14 protein-coding genes are annotated in these 16,078 nt (G+C 61.7%); 6 read left to right on the forward strand and 8 right to left on the reverse strand.

Translation table 11 applies throughout. The annotated features are described in order from the left end of the window. Window positions 1–19: 19 nt before the first annotated feature. From FFI16_RS21310 to FFI16_RS21320, 3 genes are all read left to right on the forward strand, one after another. Entirely contained in the window at window positions 20–1,396 is a 1,377-nt protein-coding gene (locus tag FFI16_RS21310) for an L-serine ammonia-lyase (protein WP_138816719.1), read from the forward strand. A gap of 60 nt (window positions 1,397–1,456) precedes the next feature. Then, a complete protein-coding gene (locus FFI16_RS21315; protein ID WP_138816720.1) occupies window positions 1,457–2,761 on the forward strand; it encodes a serine/threonine transporter in 1,305 nt (434 codons plus the stop codon). A 298-nt stretch (window positions 2,762–3,059) separates the two neighbouring features. Beyond that, window positions 3,060–3,377, forward strand: a complete 318-nt coding sequence (locus FFI16_RS21320; RefSeq protein ID WP_099548463.1) for a DUF3509 domain-containing protein — start codon at window positions 3,060–3,062, stop codon at window positions 3,375–3,377. Here the strand turns inward: FFI16_RS21320 and FFI16_RS21325 are convergent. Next, window positions 3,374–3,862 (reverse strand): phosphate-starvation-inducible protein PsiE, encoded by a 489-nt coding sequence (locus FFI16_RS21325; protein WP_056858911.1) that lies wholly within the window; start codon window positions 3,860–3,862, stop codon window positions 3,374–3,376. The genes FFI16_RS21320 and FFI16_RS21325 overlap by 4 nt on opposite strands. 248 nt (window positions 3,863–4,110) lie before the next feature. Between FFI16_RS21325 and FFI16_RS21330 the strand changes: the two genes are divergently transcribed. After that, window positions 4,111–4,371 (forward strand): YebG family protein, encoded by a 261-nt coding sequence (locus FFI16_RS21330; RefSeq protein WP_138816721.1) that lies wholly within the window; start codon window positions 4,111–4,113, stop codon window positions 4,369–4,371. Between the two features lie 56 nt (window positions 4,372–4,427). On the opposite strand, the gene FFI16_RS21335 is transcribed toward FFI16_RS21330, so the two are convergent. Beyond that, complete coding sequence (locus FFI16_RS21335) at window positions 4,428–5,447, reverse strand: Glu/Leu/Phe/Val dehydrogenase dimerization domain-containing protein (protein ID WP_138816722.1); 1,020 nt, start codon at window positions 5,445–5,447, stop codon at window positions 4,428–4,430. Between the two features lie 187 nt (window positions 5,448–5,634). Between FFI16_RS21335 and FFI16_RS21340 the strand changes: the two genes are divergently transcribed. Next, window positions 5,635–6,438, forward strand: coding sequence for a SirB1 family protein (locus FFI16_RS21340; RefSeq protein WP_138816723.1), 804 nt, complete (start codon window positions 5,635–5,637; stop codon window positions 6,436–6,438). A gap of 25 nt (window positions 6,439–6,463) precedes the next feature. Here FFI16_RS21340 and FFI16_RS21345 read toward each other — a convergent pair whose 3' ends face one another. From FFI16_RS21345 to hmgA, 4 genes are all read right to left on the reverse strand, one after another. Beyond that, a complete protein-coding gene (locus FFI16_RS21345; protein ID WP_138816724.1) occupies window positions 6,464–7,777 on the reverse strand; it encodes an aromatic acid/H+ symport family MFS transporter in 1,314 nt (437 codons plus the stop codon). A gap of 136 nt (window positions 7,778–7,913) precedes the next feature. Continuing rightward, on the reverse strand, window positions 7,914–8,549 hold the full coding sequence (gene maiA, locus FFI16_RS21350) for a maleylacetoacetate isomerase (protein WP_138816725.1): 636 nt from the start codon (window positions 8,547–8,549) through the stop codon (window positions 7,914–7,916). Window positions 8,550–8,561: 12 nt separating this feature from the next. Next, the gene (gene fahA, locus FFI16_RS21355) at window positions 8,562–9,848 is read right to left on the reverse strand and encodes a fumarylacetoacetase (RefSeq protein WP_138816726.1); all 1,287 of its coding nucleotides are present in this window, start codon (window positions 9,846–9,848) and stop codon (window positions 8,562–8,564) included. Between the two features lie 3 nt (window positions 9,849–9,851). Beyond that, entirely contained in the window at window positions 9,852–11,135 is a 1,284-nt protein-coding gene (gene hmgA, locus FFI16_RS21360) for a homogentisate 1,2-dioxygenase (protein WP_138816727.1), read from the reverse strand. Between the two features lie 120 nt (window positions 11,136–11,255). Here hmgA and FFI16_RS21365 point away from each other — a divergent pair, with 120 nt between their 5' ends. Continuing rightward, complete coding sequence (locus FFI16_RS21365) at window positions 11,256–12,035, forward strand: IclR family transcriptional regulator (RefSeq protein ID WP_138816728.1); 780 nt, start codon at window positions 11,256–11,258, stop codon at window positions 12,033–12,035. A 1-nt stretch (window position 12,036) separates the two neighbouring features. On the opposite strand, the gene dacB is transcribed toward FFI16_RS21365, so the two are convergent. Both dacB and FFI16_RS21375 read right to left on the reverse strand, forming a co-directional pair. Continuing rightward, window positions 12,037–13,494 (reverse strand): D-alanyl-D-alanine carboxypeptidase/D-alanyl-D-alanine-endopeptidase, encoded by a 1,458-nt coding sequence (gene dacB, locus FFI16_RS21370; RefSeq protein WP_138816729.1) that lies wholly within the window; start codon window positions 13,492–13,494, stop codon window positions 12,037–12,039. A 137-nt stretch (window positions 13,495–13,631) separates the two neighbouring features. Beyond that, complete coding sequence (locus tag FFI16_RS21375; protein WP_138816730.1) at window positions 13,632–16,046, reverse strand: TonB-dependent receptor; 2,415 nt, start codon at window positions 16,044–16,046, stop codon at window positions 13,632–13,634. Window positions 16,047–16,078: the final 32 nt, after the last annotated feature.

Consider the following 16,078-nt stretch of genomic DNA (forward strand, 5'->3'; position numbering starts at 1 on the left):
TTGCTTGTAAGGCTTTAGCATGGCTATCAGTGTTTTCGATCTATTCAAAGTGGGCATTGGCCCGTCCAGCTCCCATACCGTCGGCCCCATGCGCGCAGCGGCGACCTTCGCCCAAGCCCTGACCGACCAACAATTACTGGCCGATACGCGACGTATCGAAGTGCGCCTGTACGGCTCGCTGTCCGCCACGGGCGTGGGCCATGCCACCGACCGCGCGACCGTGATGGGGCTGATGGGCGAATGGCCAGACACGGTCGACCCCACGTCGATCAATGCGCGTATCCAGCAGTTGCGCGAATCCGGCCGATTGCTGCTCGCAGGCTCGCAGGATATTGCCTTCAACTGGCACACCGACCTCCTGCTGCTCGACGAAAGCCTGCCCTACCACCCCAACGCCATGTCCCTGCACGCCTATGGCAAAAACGGCCTGCTGAGCGAGCAAACCTACTACTCGGTAGGCGGCGGTTTCATCATCGAAGCGGCCGAAGCCGCCTCTGGCATTGCGCCTAGCAGCGACGTTGAATTGCCCTATGACTTTTCCAGCGCCGTCGAACTGCTGGCCTTGTGCAACAAGCACGGCCTGCGGGTTTCCGAGCTGATGATGGCCAATGAACGCGCTTGGCGCTGCGACGAAGAAATCCGCAGCGGCCTGCTGCATATCTGGTCGGTGATGCGCGAGTGCGTAGAGCAAGGCCTGCGCGATGAAGGCATCCTGCCAGGCGGCCTCGACGTGCCACGCCGTGCGGCGAAATTGCATCGCAGCCTGCTGGAAATCGGCAAACCCAACGTGATCACCTCCACCTTGTCGGCGATGGAATGGGTCAACCTGTTCGCCCTCGCCGTCAACGAAGAAAACGCCGCCGGCGGGCGCATGGTCACCGCGCCGACCAATGGCGCGGCGGGGATCATCCCGGCCGTGCTGCATTACTACATGAAGTTCAACCCGCAAGCGTGCGATGACGATGTGGTCAATTTCTTCCTGGCCGCCGCTGCCGTGGGCATTCTCTGCAAGAAGAACGCTTCGATCTCCGGCGCCGAAGTCGGCTGCCAGGGCGAAGTGGGCTCGGCCTGCGCCATGGCCGCTGCGGGTTTGGCCGATATCCTCGGCGCCACGCCGGAGCAACTGGAAAACGCCGCTGAAATCGGCCTGGAACACAACCTCGGCCTGACCTGCGACCCGGTCGGCGGCCTGGTGCAAGTGCCGTGTATCGAGCGCAACGCCATCGCGGCGGTCAAGGCGATCAACGCCACGCAAATGGCCCTGCGCGGTGACGGCAAACACTTTATTTCCCTCGACCGGGTGATCCGCACCATGCGCGATACCGGTGCCGACATGCATGACAAATACAAAGAAACTTCACGGGGCGGCCTGGCGGTCAGCTGGGTGGAGTGCTGACGAGCACTGCTACCCGCCCCCTACGTGAGCCCGCGCAAAAATAATAACGAGGCAATATCGATGACTGATGTACGTACACCTGCCGTTGAAAACCCTGCTGTTGCTATAGATAACGCTGTAGACAAAACTGTCACCACCGGCTGGACCAAACACGACACCACCTGGATGCTCGGCCTCTACGGCACCGCCATTGGCGCCGGCACCTTGTTCCTGCCGATCAACGCCGGCGTTGGCGGCTTCTGGCCGCTGATCGTGCTGGCGTTGCTGGCCTTCCCGATGACCTTCTTCGCTCACCGTGGGCTGACGCGCTTTGTGCTGTCGGGCAAATCCGGTGATATCACCGAAGTGGTCGAAGAACACTTCGGCGTAGGCGCGGGCAAGCTGATCACGCTGCTGTACTTTTTCGCGATTTTCCCGATCCTGCTGGTGTACAGCGTGGCGCTGACCAACACCCTCAGCAGCTTCATGGAACACCAACTGCACATGGCCCCGCCGCCTCGGGCGATTCTGTCGCTGGTGCTGATCCTCGGCCTGATGGCCATTGTGCGCTGCGGCCAGGGCGTGATCGTCAAAGCCATGAGCGTGCTGGTGTACCCCTTCGTCGCCGCCTTGCTGTTACTGGCCGTGAGCCTGATCCCCAACTGGAACGGCGCATTCTTCGCCTCCGCCAGTGAAGGCATGCCATTGCCGATGTTCTTCAAGACCCTGTGGCTGGCGATCCCGGTGATGGTGTTCTCCTTCAACCATTCGCCGATCATTTCCGCCTTTGCCGTCGACCAGAAGCGCGTCTACGGCCCACAGGCCGAACGCAAAAGCAGCGGCATCCTCGCCACCGCCCACGGCATGATGGTGCTGACGGTGATGTTCTTCTGCTTCAGCTGCGTGCTGGCCCTGTCGCCAGCTGACCTGGCGGCTGCCAAGGCACAGAACATTTCGATCCTGTCGTACCTGGCCAACCACTTCCAGACGCCGGTGATTGCTTACGCCGCGCCGTTGATCGCGCTGGTGGCCATCACCAAGTCCTTTCTCGGCCACTACATCGGTGCCAGTGAGGGCTTCCAGGGTTTGATCGTCAAATCCCTGCGTGGGCGTAACCGTTCGATGTCATCCAAGGGGCTGGAACGCTGCACCGCACTGTTCATGGTGCTGACCTGCTGGGCCGTGGCGACCTTCAACCCAAGCATCCTGGGCATGATCGAAACCCTGGGCGGGCCGATCATCGCGTGCCTGCTGTTCCTGATGCCGATGTACGCGATCCGCCGCGTGCCATCGCTGCGCCAGTATTCAGGCCAGGTGTCGAATGTGTTTGTGGTGCTGATCGGCTTGATTGCGCTGTCTGCGATCGTTTTTTCCGTGCTGCCCTGAAATAGCTCACGATCTAAAGAACACCACACATCAAATGTGGGAGCGGGCTTGCTCGCGAATGCGGTCATTCAGCTAAGTATTTATTGGCTGACACACCGCTTTCGCGAGCAAGCCCGCTCCCACATGGGTATTGCAGCGTCTGGTAAAGCGCTATACGGCACGCCCCTTGCTGTACAGCTAACGAGGCAAACGGACCTTGTGAAACCTCAGCGACGGAGTGGCCGGTGGTCAGGCAATGCGAACTAAACCAGACACCGGTCGTCAATGACTGCATGTTCTTATCAGGCGGTAACGCACCATGGACAATCCTTTTCAGATCATCACTGATACCTTCACGCCCACCTACCGCGTCAACCTGAGCATCCAACGGCTCGACGGCAGCATCATGCTCACCCTCTCGGATGAGACGGGCGTGGTGGCCAAACGCATGATCAGCGCCGAACAACGCAACGACCCGCAGAGGCTCAAGCGCCTGGTGCAAAGCATTCAGTTCGGCATCGCCATCGAACAGGGCCACAGCGCCATGGAGATTCTGGCGGTGATGACGGACGGTGACAGCCACAAACTATTGCAGCCACCGCCCGCCCGCACCCTGCCCTTCAGCGTCGGGCTTTAAAGCTCGCCTTTCTCGGTTTCCAGGCTCGCCTCGCCTTTGCGACGCGGGCCTTCGACTTTCACCGACGGGAACGCCGACGAGGCATAGCGCACCACCAGGATTGAGAACGCCAGCAACAGAATGCCGCCGCACAGGTAGATGATGCCGACGTCCGGCGGGTTGTGGTGCGACACGTTGGAGATCAGCAGGCGCGTCAGCGCGGTGATCGCCACGTAGATCAGGAAGCGCACGGGCATGTGGTTGGTCTTGAAATAAATCCCGACCATTGCGCCCAATTCCAGGTAGATGAACAGCAGCAAGATGTCATCGATCTTGATGTGCCCGTTCTCCAGCATCCCCAAAAACTCCATCACCGCCGCCCAGGCTGTTACGGCACCAATGGCGAACAGCGCCAGGTAGTGGAACGTCTCGACGAACAGATTGCCCAGCGACTCGGCCAGCCCATGGACTTGCTGACGCAGTTTTTCGGCCCAGTTGATTTTCACGATGATGCTTCCTTAGGTCGACTCGACCGGATAATGCGGGGTGGACGTGACGGTTGTTCTGCATGCAGAAAAAAGGCCAGTGGCAGGTATAAGATGGTGGCGGCGTGACATGAGGCACTCCGAACCTGTATTTACGGGCTACATTAAAAAACTGCTACCCAAACCCCGTGGTTTGGCTTACCCTTTTAGCTGTATATAAATACAGTAGTCGCAAAAGACAACTATCGTGAAGGCATGTGAGGTGGTGAATGGCCGTCGAAGTGGTATACCGCAGCAGCCGAGATCTGGAGCATTTGTTCATGGATAAAGCCGAAGCTGACCGTCATGACAAGATGCTTGAACTCGCTGAGTTGCTGGCAGAAGTGTTGCAGAAATCCGTGCCGTCCTTGAGCGAGCAGCAGGCGGAAGAAGCCGGGTTCTACATGGCGAAGAATCGCGATGTCTTTGCCAAGGCGTTCAAGAGCCAACCGGACGCGTTGTCCGAGTTGTTGAACTCGGTAGACGAGTAAACGCCCGAATTGAACAGGCCCTGAATCATTGATTCAGGGCCTTTTTAATTTCCAGGCTATTTGTAGAGCAGGCGTTCGGCCAACTCGTCCGCTACCCGTGCGGGGGAGCGTTTTTCGGCTTGGGCATGGGCGAAGATTTCAGTCAGGCGTGTCCCGATGTTGGACAGGTGCGCGGTGATAGCGGGCAGCTCGGTGCCGGCGTGTTTGAGGGCGACGTAGATCAGGCCGCCGGAGTTGATCACGTAGTCCGGGGCGTAGAGGATACCGCGCCCCTCTAACTGGTCGGCGATGTCCAGGTTGCTCAGTTGCGCGCTGGCAGAACCCGCCACGGCAGCGCAACGCAGTTGGCCGACCGTGTGGCGGTTGAACACCGCGCCGACACCGCAGGGCGCCAGGATGTCACAGGGTGTGCTGAGCAACGCATCGTTGGCGATGGGGTGTGCACCCAGCTGCTCCATGGCCAATTGCACCTTGCCGTGGTCGATGTCGCTGACCAGCAGCTCGGCGCCCGCCGCGTGCAGTTGTTCGGCCAGTGCATAACCGACATTGCCCAAGCCCTGGATCGCTACGCGCAGTCCCTCGAGGTTGTCACTGCCCAGGCGCGCCATGGCGGTGGTGCGGATACCGGTGAACACCCCCATGGCCGCATGCGGCGCCGGGTCGCCGGCGGCCGTGGTGCTGGTGACGAAACGGGTGTGTTGGGCGATGCAGTCCATATCAGCAACCGAGGTGCCGCTGTCGATCGAGGTGACAAAACGGCCGTCGAGTTTTTCGATACAACGGCCAAACGCCTCGAACAATGCGGCGCGGCTTTCCACATGCACGGGGCGGATAATCACCGCCGTGCCGCCGCCCACCGGCAAGCCGGCCAGGGCGGCTTTGTAGCTCATGCCTTGGGCCAGGCGCGCAGCATCGGCTACGGCACTTTCATCGTCGGGATAAGCAAGATAACGGCAACCGCCCAAGGCAGGGCCGAGGCGGCTGTTGTGGATGGCGATGACGGCCTTCAACCCGGTGACCGGGTCGACGCTCAGGTGCAGCGATTCAAGGCGGGTGCTGTGCATAAGCGCAAACATCGTCAGGCTCCCGAATCACTTCTGGTAGAGGCCCCAGTATAGGCTTGCGGTAGAAAACTGCTGAATCACGCTGGAATAAGCCGCCAGGTTTCGTAGGCATCACGACATAAGCACGCAGGACATTTCTTAAGTTACTGGACGAATATTCACAGCAAGGCTAAAACGTGGGCATCCGCCGGAGAATGCAATGAATCCCCGCACAGCCTTTTTCGCCTGCCTGGACCGCTCACCGCCTGCGCTGTTTGAAGCCGCGCTGTGGATAGCGGCTGAACACGACCCGAGCGTGCAGCCCCTGCTGATCCTGCAAGACCTGACCCTGCTGCAACAACAGGTCAGCGTAGGCATGCCCATGCTACCGGCGGATGAACTCGGCCAGCCGTTGCTGCGGCGCATGAATGACCTGGGGTTTGCCCAGGATGATTCCACGCCACTGCGCCCCGCCGCCGCGCTGCTCGACAAAGTACTGCAGCGCAAACGCGGCCAGCCTTTGGCCATGGGCCTGATCGCGCTGGAGATGGCGCGGCGCCTGGATATCCCCATGGAGGGGGTTAATTTCCCCGGCCATTTCCTGCTGCGGGTGCCTGGCGCCGATCACCTGCTGGACCCGTGTGGCGGGCGGCGCCTGTACCCCAACGACTGTCGCGAGTTGCTGCACCGCCAGTACGGGCCAAACCTCAAGTTGCAGGCCGAGCACCTGCACACCGCCGAACCGCGCGCGATCCTGCAACGGCTGTCACGTAACCTGCGCCAACTGCACCTGGCCAATGACCATCCGCTGTCGGCCCTGGTCGACGCCGAGCGCGTGCTGGAGCTGGGCAACGCCAGCGCAGCGGATTACCTGGCGCGGGCCAGCCTTTACCAGCGCCTGGACTGCCCGAGCGCCGAGCGTTTTGACCTGGAACACGCCCTGTTGCTCAGCGAAGACCCGATCCAGCGCCTGCGCCTGACCGAGCGGCTGGGGCATTTGCCACCCAACACCGTGGTGCACTGAAATACTTGTTTTTGGCGAGCAAGATTTATTGTGGCGAGCGCACTTGAATAATCAACAGCGCCGCAATCACCGCCGGAATCGCGCAGAAGAAAAAGATCTGCTCAACCGGAATATGCATCGCCAGCAACATGCTGCCAAACAACGGCCCCAGGATTGAACCAAAGCGGCCCACACCCAAGGCCCAGCCCGTGCCGGTAGCACGCACATGCGCGGGGTAGAAGTTGCTGGCAAAGGCATTGAGGGTCAGTTGCCCGCCAATAATGCAGAACCCGGCCGCGAATACACAGGCCACCAGATAACGCGGGTTGTCATGGTTCAGCCCCAGCAAAATCGTGCACACCGCAGCCGCCGCCAACACGCCGGACAACAGCCGCACTTTGCTTTTGAGGCGGTCAGCAAACCACGCCATGCCGATGGCGCCCAGGGTGCCGGCAAACAGGAACATTGAGGTCACCAAGTTGGCTTGCTTCAATGCCAGGCCGCTTTCCAACAGCAGCGACGGCAGCCAACTGATCATGAAATACAGCAGGATCAGGCTGACAAAAAAGGTCGCCCAAATCAGTACGGTCGGACGCGCATAGCCGTTGCGAAACAGCTCCACCACCGTGAGTTTGCTGCCCTGCTCCTGAAGGTTCGCGGCCTCACTCGCCAGCGGCGGCTGCCAGTCGGGCAACATGCGCGCCGTGACCTTTTGCAGCCGCGTATACGGTGGCGCATCACGCAATAGACGTGGCAGGGATTCCGGCAACAGCCATACCAGGAAGGGGAACAGCAGCAACGGCGTCACCCCGCCCGCCAGGAAGACCGCCTGCCAGCCGTAGCCTTCGATAAAACCCGCAGCGACAAAGCCACCTGCCGCGCCGCCGAACGAGAAGCCGCAGGCGGCCAGTGTCACCATCAAGGTGCGCATGCGCGGTGGGGAATATTCCGACATCAATGCCATGGCGCTGGGCATCGCGCCGCCCATGCCAATGCCGCAGATAAACCGCGCGGCCATCAGTGTGCTCAGGGAGTTGGCGAACACCATCAGCACGGTGAGGCTCGCGTAGATCAGCACGCAGGCGAGCAGGATGCGGCGCACGCCGAAGCGGTCGGCCAGCGGCGTTACCAGCAATGAGCCCAAGGTCAGGCCCAACAGGTTGGCGCTGAACACCGGGCCGAACGCGGCTTTTTCCAGGCCCCAATCCTTGGCCAAGGCCGGCACCACGTAACCCAGCACCTGGGCGTCATAGCCGTCGGTTACCAGCAGCAGCGCCAGCAACAGCAGAATCAACCACTGGTAGCGCGACACCGGACGGACGTCGAGTGCCGCGCGAAAGCTCGCAATCTGATTGTGCATCGCAAGTACCTGTTATTTTTATAAGGATGACGCGGATCAAACTGTGGGAGCTGGCTTGCCTGCGATGACGGTGTGTCAGCCAGTGAATTATCAACTGATAGGCCGCTATCGCAGGCAAGCCAGCTCCCACATTGATTTAGGGGGTGTCAGGTTGATTCGCCGGATGCGCTTGCACAAACGCCGGATGCTGCGCCGCCAGCGCCGCCACGCGCCCAATGCGTGGGTACGCGCCCAACGGCACCTTGAAGCGCTCAGCCGCATACAGCTGGGGGATCAGAAACGCATCGGCCATCCCCGGCTGCTCACCAAAACAAAAGCCTTCATCGCCAATCAACTGCTCCACCGCACCCAGCCCCTGGCTGATCCAATGCCCGATCCACTCGAGCACTTGCGCCTCGTCATGCCCCCACTTGCGCAGCAGATTTTGCGTGCTGGAGTTGTGCAGCGGATGGATATCGCAGCCGATGATCGACGCCACTGCGCGCTCATGGGCGCGGGTCGCCAAGTCCTTGGAGAGCAGCGGCGCCTGTGGATAACGCTCTTCCAGGTACTCGATGATTGCCGGTGATTGAATCAACAGCTCGCCATCCTCGGTACGCAGCGCTGGCACGCGGCCCTGCGGGTTGATCGCCAAGTACTCCGGCTGACGATTTGCACCGCCCGGCGGTACCAACAGGTTCACCGGCACGGCTGTAAAGTCCAGCCCCTTGAGCGCCAGGGCGATACGCACCCGGTACGACGCTGTAGAACGGTAGTAGGTATAGAGTTGCATCGCCCTGCCCTCTTAGCGTGCTGCGATCACGGTGCCACGGCATTCGCCGAAACCGATGGAGGCAAAACCTTCACGGTTGCAACGGGCACGCAGGATGATTTCGTCGCCATCTTCAAGGAACTTGCGCACCTCGCCGGAGGCCAGTTCAATCGGTTTTTTACCGCCTTCGGTGATCTCCAGCAGGCTGCCGAATTGCCCCGGCTGCGGCCCGGACAACGTGCCCGAACCAAACAGGTCACCGGCCTGCAACTGGCAGCCGTTGACGCTGTGGTGCGCAACCATCTGCGCTACGGTCCAGTACATATGCTGGGTGTTGCTCAGGGTCAGGCGGTGTTCCGGCAGGTTTTGCTCGCGCATCGCGGCGGTGGTCAGCAGCACTTCCAGCTCGATGTCGAAACCGCCAGCGGCCTGGTCACGTTGGTCCAGCAGGTACGGCAGCGGCTGCGGGTCACCTTCGGGGCGCGCCGGCTGGGCTTTGCGGAACGGCTCCAGGGCTTCGGCGGTGATCACCCACGGCGAGATGCTGGTGATGAAGCTTTTCGACAGGAACGGGCCGAGCGGCTGGTATTCCCAGGCCTGGATATCCCGTGCCGACCAGTCGTTGAGCAGGCAGAAGCCGGCGATATGCTCGGCGGCGTCGCCAATGGCAATCGAGTCGCCCATGGCATTGCCCTGGCCGATCCAGATGCCCAGTTCCAACTCATAGTCCAGGCGCGCGCACGGGCCGAAGGTTGGCTCGGTCTGGCCGGCCGGCAGCGTCTGGCCTTTAGGCCGACGTACGTCCGTGCCCGACGGGCGAATGGTCGAGGCGCGGCCGTGATAGCCAATCGGCACGTACTTGTAGTTAGGCAGCAACGGGTTGTCGGGACGGAACAGTTTGCCGACGTTTTGCGCGTGTTCGATGCCCACATAAAAGTCGGTGTAATCACTGATTTTTGCCGGCAGATGCATCTGGCAATCCGCCGCGCGGTGCAGCACCTGTGCCTCACGGGTGTGCAGCTTGCTGCCTTCGGCGAGCAGTTCCAGCAAGCGCTCGCGCAAGGCTACCCGCGGGCCACGGCCGAGTTCGAAAAAGGCATTCAGTTGGCCACCGGCGGTGGCTTCAACGGCACGCCGTGCTTCACCTTCGAACTCATCCAGCGCAGCGTGCAGGTCGAGAATCGAATCGCCAATCGCCACGCCACTGCGCGGTGCCGAGCCATTGATGCTGAACACACCCAGCGGCAGGTTCTGCAAGGGGAAATCGCGGTGGCCGTTGGCGGAGGCTACCCAGCTGCGGGTAAGGGTTGGCTGAGTCATGGGTTATCTCCGGTTCGGGTTGAAGGTGGCGGGCAATGAAGCCCAGCACGCATCGTAAGAGGGTTGCAGTTGCGGGCACTCAAGGGCGAACTGTGTGGGGCGCAGCACCTGGCTGGTCTCGAACATGAAGGCCATGGTGTTATCGATCTTGTGCGGCGCCAGCGCCACGCTGATGGCTTTGGTGCAGGTCTCGCCGTCCGGGCCGTGGGCGCTCATGCAGCTGTGCAGCGACGCGCCACCGGGCAGGAAGCCTTCGGCCTTGGCATCGTAGGCGCCCTGGATCAGGCCCATGTATTCGTTCATCAGGTTGCGGTGGAACCACGGCGGCCGGAAGGTGTTCTCGGCCACCATCCAGCGCGGCGGGAAAATCACGAAATCTAGGTTGGCCAGCCCGTGCACGCTGGTGGGCGAGGTCAATACGGTGAAAATCGACGGGTCCGGGTGATCGAAACTGACTGTGCCGATGGTGTTGAAGCGGCGCAGGTCGTACTTGTACGGGACGTTATTGCCGTGCCAGGCGACTACGTTCAACGGCGAATGGTCCAGCTCGCAGGCCCACAGTTCGCCGAGGAACTTCTGCACCAGCGTTGTAGGCTTTTTACTGTCTTCGTAGTGGGCAACCGGCGTAAGAAAATCACGCGGGTTAGCCAGGCCGTTACTGCCGATCGGCCCAAGGTCTGGCAGGCGCAGTGGCGCGCCGTGGTTTTCCGCAACATAGCCGCGAGCCTGGGCATCCAGCAGTTCGATGCGAAATTTCAGGCCACGGGGCAGCACCACGATTTCCAGCGGCTCGACATCCAGCACCCCCAGCTCGGTGGCGATACGCAGACGGCCTTGTTCGGGGACGATCAACAGTTCGCCATCGGCATTGAAGAACACCCGTTCCATCGAACGGTTGGCGCGGTAGGTGTAGATGCTGATGCCTGAAGGTTTTTCCGACCCGGAGTTGGCGACCATGCCGACCAGGCCGTCGACAAAGTCGGTCGGCTCACTCGGAATATCCAGCGGGTTCCAGCGCAAGCGATTCGGCGTGACCGCGCCCAACGGCCCACCGGCCAATTGCCGTTCCAACTTGATAAACGCCGGGTGGTTGGCCGATGGCTGTATGCGATACAGCCAGGTGCGGCGGGCTTCGCTGCGCGCCATGGTAAAGGCGGTGCCGGAGAACAGCTCGGTGTACAGGCCGTAGGGGGCTTTTTGCGGGGAGTTCTGGCCGACGGGCAGCGCGCCGGGCAGGGCTTCGCTGGCGAATTGATTGCCGAAGCCCGATTGGTATTCGAGGTTCATGGATCATCCTCTGTGCGGAAGTTGTTTTTATCGTAATCCAGTTACGCATAACGTAATTTGATCACTATCGACCGTCAAGCTATAAAGACGCCCATTCATCTCTCGGATTCTCGCCCTTCCATGGAAAAGCCCCGCGACACCGGTAAACAGAAAGTCCGCTCGGCCGAAGTGGGCACCGATATCCTCAAGGCGCTGGCCGAACTGTCTCCGGCCACTTCGCTGTCGCGCCTGGCCGAACATGTGCAGATGCCGGCAAGCAAGGTCCACCGCTATTTGCAGGCACTTATCGCTTCAGGCTTTGCCGAGCAGAACACCGCCACCAACCATTACGGCCTGGGCCGCGAGGCGTTGCGTGTGGGTTTGGCAGCGCTGGGCAGCATAGACGTGTTGAAAGTCGGTGCGATGCCGCTGGCAGAGCTGCGCGATGAATTGAATGAAACCTGCTTTTTGGCGGTGTGGGGCAACCAGGGCGCGACCGTGGTGCAAATCGAACCGGCGGTGCGCGCCGTCACCGTGGTGACGCAATTGGGTTCGGTGCTGCCGCTGCTCAGTTCGTCCACCGGGCTGGTGTTCAGCGCTTACCTGCCCTCTCGGGAAACCGTGGAATTGCGCGAACGCGAGATTCAGGCCGGGACTGCCCATGCCCTGGCGGACGACGAGGCTTACGCCAGCGCCTGTGAACAGATTCGCCGCCGGGGCCTGCACTTCGTGCATGGTTTGCTGATGCCCGGCGTCGATGCGTTATCGGCGCCGGTGTTCAATGCGGTCGGGCATGTGGCGGCGGTGATGACCGTGGTCGGCCCCACCTCACTGTTCCATGCCGATGAAGACGGCCCGGCGGCGCAGCGCTTGCTGGCGGCGACCCGGGCCGTGAGTTGGCGCATGGGCTATCAGCCCTGAATCACTCGTCCCAGCGTGACAGAGCCAGCGCCACGCGGTTTTCCACGGCTTTGACCTGGGCGCCGGCCACCACGTAGTTGTTGCTCAGCATCGAGAACACCAGCTTGCGCCCTTTGGTATCGGTGATGTAACCGCTCAAGGACGACACGCCGCCCATGGAGCCGGTCTTGGCATGCAGGTTGTTCTCGGCCGGGGTGCCGCGCAGGCGATAACGCAGGCTGCCGCCGGTCATGCGGTCGGTATTGCCGGCAATGGGTAGCGCGTTGTACCAGGCGTTGAACCACGGCTGTTTGCTTGCGGCCAGCAGCAGGTCGGTGAGGTTTTGCGACGACACCAGATTACGCCGCGACAGCCCCGAGCCGTCGACCTGGCTCAGCGTCGCCGTGTCCAGCCCCTGACGCTTGAGAAACCCGGCCACCGCCACCGCACCCGCCGCCGCTGTGCCGCTGTTGGCCGTCTGGCGGCCCATGGCCTTGAGCAAGGCTTCGGACATGTTGTTGTTCGAAAGTTTGAGCAGCGGCGTGATCAACTCCTGCAACGGCGCCGACTTGTGCTCGGCCAGTACCGTCACCGCCGCCGGGCTTGCGCCGCCCATCACGCGACGGCCAAGCACCGTGATGCCTTGCTGCGCCAGCGCTTGTTCGAACAGGTTGGCCACCAGCTGCGTTGGCTCCCAGACACTCACCAGTTGCTCGCTCTGACGCCCCGGCGCCACGGCGCCACTGAGCTGCAGCAGGTTGGTGCCATGGCGACGGTTGATCCCATAGGTATTGCCCGGCCCGCTGACAGCGCGGTTGCTCAGTTGCAGGTAGTTGGTCGGCGGGAAGATATCGACACTCACAGCCTGCCCGGCCCGCGCTGGCGCCTTGGCGGTGACCAGCACGCTGCCGGCATCAAAATCGCTATTGGGTGACACGGTCAACGCCGAAATCTGCGCGCCGTAGTAGGTGGTTTCGTCGTCGTGGGACCAGTCGACGCCCAGCCGCTCGGCGTCGAACCAGGTGTCGTCAAACACCAGGTCGCCCTGCACCTGGCGCACACCCTGGCTGGCCAACTGCGCTGCCAACGCCTGGTAATCGGCGAACTGAATGGTCGGGTCGCCCAGACCGCGCAGGTACAGGTTGCCGGTCAGCCGGTCGCCCTGGCGAATGCCATTGCTCAGCAGTTGAGTAGCGAACCGGTATTGTGGCCCGAGCACGTCCATGGCCGCAGCCGTGGTCAGCAATTTGAGGTTGGAAGCAGGCACCAGCCGTGTGCGAGCGTTGTGCTGATACAGCGTGGCGCCACTGTTGGCATCCCGCACCATCAGCGAGACCGTGGCACCGTGCAGCGCCGGGTCGGCCAGCAACTGGTCAAGGCTCTGGCCGGTGGCCGTCTTGGAAGGCGTGGCGCAACCGCCCAGTAACAAACTCAAGCCCACCAGCATCGCGCTGGTGTGTATCCATCGACCCAACTGCATCAGTACCGTTTTCCCGCAAAGTATTCAGTGGCGGCAACGCTACCAGTTCAATGCCGTTGTGGCGAGCGGGGCTGCTGTGGGATCGGGCCTGTTGTGGTGAGGGAACTTGCTCCCTCAGCCACACCAGGGCGCGGATCTTAGAACTGCAGGGTGCTGGAAACCGACACCTGCCGCGCATCGCCGATGGACACAAACTGCGTGTTCACCGACGAGGTGTAGTAGGTGCGATCGAACAGGTTCTTCACGTTGAGCTGGAACTTGACCTTCTGCCCGTCGATTTTGGTGTCGTAGCTGGCAAACGCATCGGCCACGGTGTAGCTCGGCAGTTCGAAGCTGTTGGCCGCGTCCCCGGCCCGCTCGCCCACGTAACGTGCGCCGGCGCCCACACGCAGCTGGTCACCACCCAAGATGCTGCCGAAGTCATACACGGCCGACAACGAAGCGGTGTTTTTTGCCACGTTTTGCAGGCGATTGCCTTTGAGCGTCGGGTCTTCGGTGACCTCGGCGTCGGTGTAGGCGTAACTGCCGATCAGGCTCCAGTTGTCGGTCAGCTGGCCGCTGGCGTCCAGCTCCAGGCCACGGGAACGCACCTTGCCCGCCACGCTGTAGACCGCCGCCAAACCGTCGCCGACCTGCACCAGTACGTTGCGTTTCTCGATATTGAACAGCGCCGCGCTGGCGGTGATGCGCCCCGGTATGTCGAGTTTGGTACCCAGCTCCCAGGCCTTGGACTGCTCCGGTTCCAGGCTGCCGTCCAGCACGCTTTTGTTGGCCAACGGCGCGATGGTGGAGTTGGGTTTGAACGACTCGGTGTAGCTGCCGTAGAACGACAATTGATCGGTGTAGCGATACACCAGGCCGGCACGCGGCACCCACTTCTGGCCATTGCCATCGGTGTTGGCGGTAAACGGCACGCCTTTGCCGGCGTATTGGTCGTACATCTGGTAGCGCGCACCGCCGACCAGAATCCACTGGTCATTGAGGTGGATGGCGTCCTGGAAGAACAGCGAATCGCTGCGCAGCAGGTCGGTCTGGTTACTGTCCGGCGCGCTGACTTTGGTGCCCGCGACTTCGTTGCCGTACACCGGATCGTTGTAGTTGAAGACACCATGCGGCGCCTGGCGAATCAGGTCGGCACGGTAGATCTTGCGGTACTCGTCATCAAGCCCGAACACCAAGTCGTGCTGCATGCCGCCGACATTGACCTTGCCTTCCAGGCTGGTGGTGGCGAAGCGGTCGGTGGTCAGCGCGCCCTGGGTGCCGTCCATGCTGCGGGTCAGGGTGCCGTTGGTGTTGACCTTGACGACGCGCACCTGGCTGGCGTCGTAGGTCTCGCGGTTCCAGCTGTAGCCGAAGTGCGCCTTCCAGTCGTCGTTCAAGTCGTGGTCGACTTCCAGGCGATACAGGTCGGAGCGGCCTTGCATATTGTTGAACGGTTCATCCAGCCGACGGGTCGCGGGGATGTTCAACGGGTGGTTGGTCTTGGGGTCGATGGCAGTGCCACGGTCGAACGGCGAGAGGAACTCGCGGTGTTCATAGGCGAACACCACTTTGGTGGTGTCGCCGTACCAGGCCAGGGACGGCGCCACCAGAGTTTCGCGATGGGTGCCGTAATTGCGCCAGTAATCTTCGTCTTCATGGTCGACGATCAGCCGATAGGCCAGGCCGCTGTCGCCAATCGGGCCGGTGGTGTCGAGGTTGCCGCCGCTGCCATTCTTGCCGTCACCGAAGGTCGAGCCACGCGCAGTCAGGGAAGTGGACTGCACCAGTTCGGGCTTTTTGCTGACGATATTGACCACGCCACCCGGGTCTTGAATGCCGTACAGCAGCGACGACGGGCCTTTGAGCACTTCGACGCGCTCGGCGGTGGAATTCAGTGCACGGCCCTGCACCATCGGCATGCCGTCTCGCATGATCGAGCCGTTACGGTTGTCACCAAAACCGCGCAACATCACCGCGTCCTGGGTGCTGCCGAGGGTATTGGCCTGGGTGATGCCGCTGATATTGCCCAGGGCATCGTCCAGGTTGCGCGGCTGTTGGTCACGCAGCACTTGGGCGGGCACGACGTTGACGGTCTGCGGGGTTTCCAGCAACAAGCCATGGGAGCGCATCACCGAACTGGTGGGCGGTGGCTGGTAGCTGGTGGTGTCCTGGGCTTGGCTTGCACCGCTGATAGTGGTGGCGCCCAGGTTGACTGCGCCGTCGGTGGGCACAGGCTCCAGGGCCAGGGTGCGGGCGTCGATCTGGCGGAAGGTAAAACCTGAGTTGCCGAGCAGGCGTTGCAGGGCCTGGGTTGCGCTCATCTGCCCGCTGACTGCCGGGGCGCTGAGGCCGTAGGGCGCCTCATCGGTGTAGATCACACTGATGCCGGTGACCCGGCTGAAATCGCTCAGCGCCTGGGGCAGCGGTTTGGCTGCCAGGGCAAAATTGAACTGGGCGCTTTGTTGCTCCTGCGCCTGCGCAATCGCCAAGGGCAGTAGCGCCAGCCCTGACACCGCCAAGACCGAGGCTCCCAGCCACTGTTTTACCCAACCGCCCGCCGTCGACTTCATGCTGTGAGAACCCGTGTAGAAAACGCTGTTAA

Origin of the sequence: Pseudomonas sp. KBS0710 (assembly GCF_005938045.2) — a bacterium.
Taxonomy (GTDB): domain Bacteria; phylum Pseudomonadota; class Gammaproteobacteria; order Pseudomonadales; family Pseudomonadaceae; genus Aquipseudomonas.